The sequence below is a fragment of the Pirellulales bacterium genome, from assembly GCA_036490175.1.
GTDB lineage: Bacteria > Planctomycetota > Planctomycetia > Pirellulales > JACPPG01 > JACPPG01.
This window is the reverse complement of sequence record DASXEJ010000035.1, coordinates 1-8,824: the sequence shown is the minus strand read 5'-3', so window position 1 is coordinate 8,824 and position 8,824 is coordinate 1. Positions and strand designations below refer to the sequence as shown.

Genomic DNA, 8,824 nt, shown 5'->3' with positions numbered 1-8,824 from the left:
CGGACAGCGCTTTGAGCTATTTGCCGACACGTACCACGGCTCGGGTGCCGGCATCCGTCCAATCGGTTAGCCACAGCTCGTCTATGCGGGCATTTTAGCAGCGCATGAAAAAAGCCGCGCGCACCAGGCAGTGCGGGCGGCTCTGATCGTCGAATGTCAGTAATTGCAACTGACGCCCATCGATAACATCAGTACCGTCGGGCTGACAGGATGCCTGAACGTCCTAAGGCTTACGGCCTTGTGGTTCCATGTTCCTGTTTTAAGCGTTCCCGCCGCAGACGCTCCATTTCGTGGGCCTGCTGGTGTTTCGCCATCCTTTCGAGGCGAAGCCTTTCGATCTCGCGAGCGGACTCGCTACGGTTAAGGAGATCGCGCCTGGCTTCGTCGTGGCCAAGTTCCCTATCGTGGCCGAGGCCGCCGCCATGCCGGTCGGCCAACTGCGGTTGGTTGCCGCTCACACTTGCCTGACCGGTGGTCGTGTTAGTGGCGGTGGTGTGGCCACTGATGATGTTTGTAGCCGTCGGATGGCCCGTGGCCGTGCTGGTGGTGGTCGTCTGACCGCTGATGGTCCTGGTGGCAGTCGTGTGGCCACCGATAATGTTTGTAGTTGTGGGATGGCCCGTGATCGTGTTGGTGGCGGTCGTGTGGCCGGCGATGGTCCTGGTGGCGGTGGTTTGCCCACTGCCGGCTTGTCCGCTGTCGGAAGAATTCGTGTGGCCAATGCCGGTATGATGCCCTGTCGCCGAACCGGTGCCGCCGAATTGGCTAGCCCCGTCAGATCCGCCAGTCCCCATCGGATTGACGTGACGTTTCGTCGTAGGTTGTCCGCCCGTTGCGGCTGCGCCCCCGCCGCCACCTGTCGCGAGTGACACCAACGGTGACCTGGGGCCGTACGGGGCGGTGCCGCCATCCGTTGTCGTTCCCGGCGATCCGGCGCCCTGTGTCATCCCTCGATGTCGTAGATCGCCAGGAGAAACATGGCCGGGATGCAAAGACCCTTGATGCCCGATGGCTCCCTGACGTCCTAGATCCAACTGCGAGCCGTTCCCCTGCGTCATATGCTGTTGCTGCATCCGCTGTTGCTCCATCATCCGTCGCTGCATCTCTTGCTGACGCTGCATTTCTTGCTGCCGCATCATCATTTGCTGCCGCATCATCATCTGCTGCTGCGCCATCATGTGCTGCTGCATGGCGGCTTGGTTATTCATCCCCATTCCCATCCCGCCGCCGCCCATATGCACCGCGCCGCGGTGTTGGGCATTGGCCTGAGCGGACATCACCAAGATAAGCAGAACCGAAACACAGGCGACCCTCATTTGTTGCTCCCCTTCAAACAAATTTTTGGCGTGGGCAACGACGTTTACTGGACCAAGAGCCACCCCGCCCTGGCAGTGAGCGGGATCTGCTTCCGTTAAGAGGTGCCGACAATTCCTTGTGGTTGGCGCGTTTGGGCGTCCTCCGCGATCAAACGGAATCCTGACCAAACCACCGAACTTCCATACACCGGCTCAGACAGCCCGCTACGACTGATGCAGTCGTGAGCCGTTCACCGCAGTCGTCAAGAAAATGATCGATCAAGAAAAAGACGCCGCTCGAACCGCACATTTGCACATCGTTGGACGGAGGCACGCGCGTGAGAGATAGTCTGCTTGTTCGGGTCTGATTCTAGCGAACTACGGGTCGTCGTCAATCTGCCAGTAAAAACCTGGTAAAAAGCTAATAATTTGCGCAGGGCATCTACTTTTTGGTTCACAGATCGGGGAAAATCGCAAACCGATTCTGGATGGGGGGCATTGGATCCATGGCCGCTGTGGCCCGCCTTGGGGGTGCTTGGCGTCCGATATCGGGTCCTTCACTCCGCCCCCTAGCGCACCTCCCCACAAATCACGAAAGGCCCTTGCCGTAACTGCGGCTCTTAGTCGCCTCGACACATTACGGGAAAGTCGTTGAACGGCCACGCAACTCCGGCACGCACCGCAGCCGCAATTTGATACAGGGCAAATGGCTCGTTATGATTTCGGCAACGAGTAAGTCCTCACTGTCGTTGAAGAGGCATTATGGCGAACACCTTCGACCCTTATGCTGAATGGCTTGGGATACCGATCGGCAAGCGTCCGCTGACAAGCTACTCGTTGCTAGGTGTCACGCTGTATGAACCTCGCGCGGATGTAATTCAACGAGCCGCAGCCCAACGTATTGCACAACTGCAAAGCGTTGTGAATTCACCGCACGCTGAGATCGCCAAGAAAATCATCGCCCAAGTTGAGGCTGCGCGGGCCTGCTTGCTCAATTCCGAGTCCAAGCAGCGTTACGATGCGCAACTGCGCAAGATTGCGCCCGCGCCTCACGTGACGACACAGCCGCTCCCGCCACCGGTTTCCTCCGCTCCGCCACAATCCAATACGGAAGTCGACTTCAAGCTTCTTGACTCGCTCGTTGCAGAACAAGATACAGTAACGACCATCGCCAAGAAGAAAAAACGAAGCGGGGTTCAGGCCGAGGCAATGATTCAGCGCGGGACCTCTATCGTTCTGTTCGTCGGTGTTCTGCTGATCGCACTGTTCTTGGGCCTGCTGGCTGGGCGCAACGCTGCGCTCGTGGTCGCTGAATTGCCGATCTGGCATGAATCGCCCGACGAGGTCAAGCGCGTAGCCATGTCGGAACCCCGCCGAAAGCTCGGGACGAGATCAGAGGACGATATCGACCATATGTCTGTGAAGTACATGTCGATGTTCGCGGCCGGCTCTCTCGCGTCGGTTATCGTTGGTGGCTATTATCTGATGCGGTACTGACCAACACCTGTAACGAAAGCAGCCGGCCTATGCGATTCGATCAACGCACTCCTGCCAAGACAGCACGTCACGGCGCCGGCAACATATTGTCGCTGGGCGGCATCGCCGCTTGCGTGGTAATAGTTGGGGTCACCGGACTCGTGGTTGGATTGTTCATGGATCTGCCGGGAGCGATCGATCAGTCGCGTCGTGCTCGAATTGAAGAAGCCCGGGCGACTTTTGAGCAAGCACACGAGGAACAGGCCATTCGCGAACGTGAAGACCGCACGTTAGCTCAAATCGAACCTACGCCCCTGGCAGATTCCGCCCCTATCGTCGAATCAAAACCTGTGGTCGAACAACCACAGGAGAAACCAGCGCCACCGACACCAACCCAGCCTGCGGTGGAAACCCCACCAAATCCAACGAATGTGGCGACTCAATCGCAGTCCTCGCCTCAGACAGACGAGGTTTTTCCCGATCTAACGAGCGGCATTACCCTGCCGCAATCACCCGGCAAACCAGTCACGCTGTTGAGCTTCCACGCTCCCAAGACCAAAGCGTTGTCACTCGGCCTGCTTTCGAACAAGATCGTGCGAGATGGCCGGCGGTTTTTGTTGAAATCGAACGGAAATGACTGGTTCGTCGAGGCGGTCGACGTCATTAAGGGAGAGTCACAAGGTACGGCGGCCAGAGTCGCCCAACTCGATGTAAATGCATCAGATCTTCGTTTCTCCTGGCTTGAGCCATTTGATTCGGCCATTGCCAATGATTTGCGGGCGTGTGGCTTACTACTCGAAGCGAACGAAAGCTTGGTCGTCGCGGCTCTACGGCCAGCAGACTTACACCAGCCGTTGCCGCTGGACTTCACACGCGATTCGATGTCGGTGCCGATTGCCAGCGGAATATGGGACGACGAAGGTGTCCCGCTGAATCTCGAAGTCCTAAATCTTGAGGGCGGTGTCGGCGTCGGCCTGTTTCAGACAAATCCATCTTCGGGCCGAGTAAAGCTTGGTGAACCGTTGCACGTCATCCTCATGCAGGGTAATCCAACTGTTGCACTTCGATTGACGCTCCTGCAAAAGGCTGGCGGCGCAATCCTCAAAATCGAGCCGCTGATCGCGATTGGGGGCGCCAAGCCAGCGCCCTTTACCAAAGCAAGGCTCGAGCGATTGGCCGTCACCTATCGATACGCGGGCGGGGCTACGCTCAAGGACTCGTTCGCACAATTCATCGACCGCTCGACGATGGGCTTTCGCGTGTTTTACACGACGCGCGCATCAGAGGCGGAGATTGTGCGGTACGGCGATCGCGCGGTACGGCCCCCTGGCCCGCCGTTTTAGTTGCCTCGCGGCTTGATTACGTCCGCTTCGGCTGACTGCCCCATCCGCTTGGCGTGGCCTTCCCTTTGGCTTTTTTGCGGCGATCTGGGCCAGCGAGCGGCTTTGTGCCTGACGACAAGCTGCATTCGCTGGCGACCAGGGCCAATGATGCCCTTCAGCACCTTTGCGTAGAACTTCATTACCAGTCGTGCAGCGGCGGCGTCGGACGGCCCAAAAGCGGCCACGGCGTGGACGGGAATCCAGGTTAAGCCGACACTGCTCGGAGAAAGCCAATCGGAAACGCCGTTCCCCATTGAGCGGTCTGAATCAAGTGCTAGCAAGCTTCTAACTGGGCGCAGGGCCGCGTTGCGGTAGGCTGACCTCTTCCGCGTTGGACGACTCGCTTAAGGAGGGGCAGAACCATGTTGAAAGAGCCAGACGCCAGTCTGCTCGTGGCGAGCGTCGTTGACTATTGCCAAGCCAATCGCGGCTATGAAGCTGAACGATTATCCCTGTCAATGCGACGTCTGATGAGCAGTTTTACGCCGGCGGAAATCGACGAGATCGGTCGACGGGCTCGCAGGCATCTCGGGATCAGCGATGGTTTTACGGCCGGTTCAGCCGCAGTTGTCATTTGCTCGGCACCCACTGTTTCCTGATGCCGCGTATCACCGGCGGAATCGTCAAGGCCATCCTCGCCAACGTCCCCTACAATGACTGAACAACAGGAAGTTTTGTTCGTGCTGAAAGCGACAATCAAGGCGAAGGTCGCATTGTTTGCCCCGGGCTTTCGCGAAAGCCATCTCCACCAATCCGACCGTTCGTGCGCGGACCCAAAGGTCTGCGTATCGCTAGACGCCGCGAAACGAGCCGCGGCTGACGCCTGCTCGGTATCTGCCTCCTAGATAGTCCTGCCGCGTCGGCGCTTCTGCATTCGCGCGCTAAAAACCTGCCCAACATCGGTCAATATCTATAAGGGCAGCGGGCTAGTTCTTCCCGCGCCCCCAAATCGGCCCTCCGCAGCCGTTCTGGCCATCGTCTGGCCACGCTCACGCCCTTTTCACCGAAAGGAGGCTCCATTTGCCTGTCTCAACCGTCCCCTTGATCGCCGCCTGCCTCGCAGCCGCGCTGGTCACCATTGCCTTGGTGCGCGAGCGGCAGCTACGGATCGCCTTGCAGGCCTTGCTTACTCGCCTGTTGCAACATTGGAGGTGCAATGCCAAGAACGCCCCGCCATCTGCTGATTCTGACCACGCTCACCATCGTCGGCTGTAACGACCACGCAGAACTCGCCCGCCAAGCCAACGAACATGCCGCCCGCCAAGCCGAACAGAACCGCGAAATGGCCAAGCTCAATCAGCACGTTGCGGAAGGCACGAAACGCCTAGTCGACGCTGATGCCCAGATGCGGCAAGATTTTCTTCAAGCAAACACTGAGCTGGAGGCCGAACGCAAACAAATCGCTGCCCAGCGGCACCGTGACCCGATCATTGCCAACACCCTTCTCGATGCCGCCATTCTGATCGCCTGCGTGCTGCCCATCGTGCTGGCCATTTACGTCGTGCGCAATTTGGGCCAGCAAAGTGCCGACGATGGCTTGGCTGAGTTGCTGCTTCAGGAGCTGGCCAGCGAAGAGCCGATGCTCTTGGCACATGCAGTTGCATCGCCGGCGATTCAGAATCACAGTCAACCGGCTTTGCCCGACGATCAGCACGCCGCATAGAAGACGCGCGGTGTGAAACGCATCTGCGGCAGCAGAAACCCTTTAATCCGCCATAGGCCGCTTACGCCAGCCTTGCCAGCCGCACTTCGGACATCGCCACGCGGGATCGTCGCCGGAAATGCAGCATCCACCAAGGATGAGCCGCTCATCGCGGAGTTCAGCCTTCCGCTCATCGTCCAGATAAGGCAAGCCGTACATGATGCGTGCGACGGGTTGATGGCTGCAAACCGGGCATCGATCTGGTTGCCGCTCAAAGCGCGGCTGGACGCTACTCGCTGGGTCGTCCATAAGCTGAACCGTTGTTTCAGGTAGTGAACTCAGCTCGAGTTTACCCCATGCCGTACTTCTGCGACATCATTTAACATTCTGGGGACAAAATGGGGACACTTCGGATACCTCTCGTTCGTTCCTGCGGCCCGGACGTTCGGCCACCGAAGTGTAGCCGCAACCTGCTTCGGTAGGTCGCACCTCCGCAGTTTACGCCTCTGAGACTACGGCCGATTATGTGATGGCAGATTATCGCGCCTCGGCCCATTCCGCTCTGGTCGTTTCGAGGTATGGGCCGTACCGGGTCGACCTAGTCATCTCACCTCGACATTTACCGTTTTATTGGATATTTCGGCCGCGATTCGCCGAACCTGGCGGCGTAGCTCCCACGGCCAGCCTTCGGCCGCATTGCAGGAAATCGTGACGCAATACGCCCCGTTGCGGCGATGAATCTCGCGTGGCTCCGGCTCATAGGACAGTCGGGCTATTTCGCCGAACGAGACGTTGCGTGACCGGGTATGGAGGCGCAGCAAGTTCATCGTTTCCCGCTGCCGTTCCCGGCGCTCAAAGTGATCGGCCTGCAATACTACGCTGCAGTTGTCGCAGAACAGCCACGGAATGGTTAGCTCGCCGGATCCAACGAGGCGCGAAAGGACCTCGATCTCGTCTGCGTCGAACTCCAAAAAATCGCGGGAACGGCTTTTGTCAACGTCGACCTTCGTAACGATCGTATCGCCTGTCGACCCAATATCGACATCGACGACGCCGGGGAGAGACGAGATCCGTTCGGCTGCCGTAGCGGCGACCCGGCGCAACTCGGCAAGAGCGCTACCGGTAACTTCCATTCGTATTTGAGCACCCTCGCCCGGCCACAACATGCGGAGAGCGTGAACGTGTCGCATGTACATGCCGACGGTACGTTGCTGCGCCGTTAGCAATTCACGCATTTGGCCAATCTGCGCTTGTGAACCATGGTCCAACAGGGAGTCATGGCCTCGCTCACGCAGCACAAACGCCTGATCCTCGGCCCACACGATGCCTCCCAAACCATCCGGCATTTCTGGCGCTTCGAGCAATACATAAAGGGCAGCGCGAGTCACGTAATAATCTCGGTGCCGAGAATCCGAGGTCGGCGGCCGCAACAAGATAACCGGCTCGTGCGCTCGCGCCCTCCAAGCGGTCAGTCTCACGTGATGAGGTGATTGAGTTCCGAGATCAACCAGCGTGTCCGCGATGTCCGACATTTCCAGGCCGGGTTTTAGGGCAAAGCTGACCGCAATCGCCGTAATATTATGACCATCGCACCGTCGGTAGCAAATGTTGGGGCGACACATCGAGTCTACCGTCGCGATATCCCGAAGCCGCAATAACTGGCCCTCGTCGTTGACACGGAGAGTGACCTCCTCTAGTTCTGTGTCCCTGGCAAAATTGCGGCGCATTCGCCCCATTTGCGGTCTGAGGGCTGAAAAGATCTCTGATATAGTGACCCCGTACGCCGCCATACGATCCGGGTTGATCCTAATCCAGTATCGTTTAGATGAGTCGTGCAATGGCGATGGGGCCACCGATGCCACGCACTTGGTTTTCATTAGCGCCGGCTTGATCCACTCGTCGGCCAGATCCTGCAAACCGCAACTATCCAACGACGGCAGGTCTGATATGCCCGAATCAGATTCCAACAAGATCAGCGACAACCCTTCGTCGCTTTGCGGAATGACATGAACGGACAAGCCCGGCACACTGGCGCGCAGGCTCTCGATCTTTATTGCCAGCGCATTTTGCGCCTGCCGTGACACCTCGTCAGCATCTTCCTTGCCGTCCAACTCCAACGCAACGACGCACTCTCCCCAGCGGGAGATGGATTCCGCGCTTGAAACTCCGGGAAACCGGGAGAGCAGCATTTCCAACTCTGTGGCCACGCGCACTTCCATCTCGCGTGGTGACATACCAGCTACTTCAGCGACGACGTATACCCGTGGCGTTTTGATGTACGTATGTTCGTAGGCGAACTCGCGTAAGTCCTGCCAGGCGTTGGATGCCCATCCCAGGTAGAAGCAGATCAGCAGAGGCGTGACTACCAGCAACCGTCCCCATTCGGCACAACTCAGGCGAAATCGGTGCACTCTGACGCCGGCACGCGAGAGCGTTTCGCGGAGTGCTTCGCGGCTGGCAGGCGCGGAGGCTCCGGCCAGCCAATGGCAGAGTCGTGCCGCCACCGACGGCCCGCGCTCGCCAAGTAGCCGAGGCACCCACTCCGCGTCAAAGCCGAGAAACAGCGCTTGGCCTGGAGTCTCGGGAAGCGGGTGCGGCAGCAACCCGCGCGTGCGCGTACGAAACTCGTCATAAATCGCCCGGCGATCGGTTTTGGGCAAGTAAATTAACACCATGAGTGGGTCACAATGCGTCAGCAAATGCTCGAACTCCCACCACAGGCCCGCCGTTCGCCCGATTCGCAATACCACCAACTGACTGACCGCAACCAATTCAGCCACGACCTGCTCCCAATTCTGACGGACGTAGAGCCTCGTTGCTCCCAGGGGGGGCAGCCATTCGCCCGGCCGCCCGATCGCCACTAATGGCCCAACGCTCTGCACCGATACGGCAAGCGATTCCTCGCAAGTTTCATAATTGCTGGATAAAATCCGTCGACATTGATTCCACAGGTTGACAGAGGCTGTATCGCTGCCAAACGAGCGCAAAAACAACACGGGCCGGCGATGGTCCCGCCTCACCAGGCGCAA

At 58.6% G+C, this 8,824-nt stretch carries 6 protein-coding genes; 4 read left to right on the top strand and 2 right to left on the bottom strand.

Going from position 1 to position 8,824, the window contains the following annotated elements; translation table 11 throughout:
* Nucleotides 1-230 precede the first annotated feature (230 nt).
* Nucleotides 231-1,316 carry a hypothetical protein gene (locus VGG64_03090; GenBank protein ID HEY1598557.1) on the bottom strand — a complete coding sequence of 362 codons (1,086 nt, stop codon included), beginning with the start codon at nt 1,314-1,316 and terminating at the stop codon, nt 231-233.
* A 741-nt stretch (nt 1,317-2,057) separates the two neighbouring features.
* Here VGG64_03090 and VGG64_03085 point away from each other — a divergent pair.
* The 4 genes from VGG64_03085 to VGG64_03070 all read left to right on the top strand — a co-directional run bounded on the left by VGG64_03085 (nt 2,058) and on the right by VGG64_03070 (nt 5,816).
* Entirely contained in the window at nt 2,058-2,792 is a 735-nt protein-coding gene (locus VGG64_03085) for a hypothetical protein (GenBank protein HEY1598556.1), read from the top strand.
* A gap of 29 nt (nt 2,793-2,821) precedes the next feature.
* Nucleotides 2,822-4,114: a hypothetical protein gene (locus VGG64_03080; protein ID HEY1598555.1), complete on the top strand. Its 1,293-nt coding sequence runs from the start codon at nt 2,822-2,824 to the stop codon at nt 4,112-4,114.
* Between the two features lie 401 nt (nt 4,115-4,515).
* Nucleotides 4,516-4,752, top strand: coding sequence for a hypothetical protein (locus tag VGG64_03075; GenBank protein HEY1598554.1), 237 nt, complete (start codon nt 4,516-4,518; stop codon nt 4,750-4,752).
* Between the two features lie 557 nt (nt 4,753-5,309).
* Nucleotides 5,310-5,816, top strand: a complete 507-nt coding sequence (locus tag VGG64_03070; protein ID HEY1598553.1) for a hypothetical protein — start codon at nt 5,310-5,312, stop codon at nt 5,814-5,816.
* A 581-nt stretch (nt 5,817-6,397) separates the two neighbouring features.
* On the opposite strand, the gene VGG64_03065 is transcribed toward VGG64_03070, so the two are convergent.
* Nucleotides 6,398-8,824, bottom strand: a 2,427-nt coding sequence (locus VGG64_03065; GenBank protein HEY1598552.1) for an efflux RND transporter permease subunit, incomplete at its 5' end; no start/stop codon positions are given.

What these genes read in the sequence shown, in the direction of transcription:
- VGG64_03085 (HEY1598556.1), top strand. Translation starts at nt 2,058, where the DNA reads ATGGCGAACACCTTCGACCCTTATGCTGAATGGCTTGGGATACCGATC.
- VGG64_03090 (HEY1598557.1), bottom strand. Translation starts at nt 1,316, where the DNA reads ATGAGGGTCGCCTGTGTTTCGGTTCTGCTTATCTTGGTGATGTCCGCT.
- VGG64_03070 (HEY1598553.1), top strand. Translation starts at nt 5,310, where the DNA reads ATGCCAAGAACGCCCCGCCATCTGCTGATTCTGACCACGCTCACCATC.
- VGG64_03080 (HEY1598555.1), top strand. Translation starts at nt 2,822, where the DNA reads ATGCGATTCGATCAACGCACTCCTGCCAAGACAGCACGTCACGGCGCC.
- VGG64_03075 (HEY1598554.1), top strand. Translation starts at nt 4,516, where the DNA reads ATGTTGAAAGAGCCAGACGCCAGTCTGCTCGTGGCGAGCGTCGTTGAC.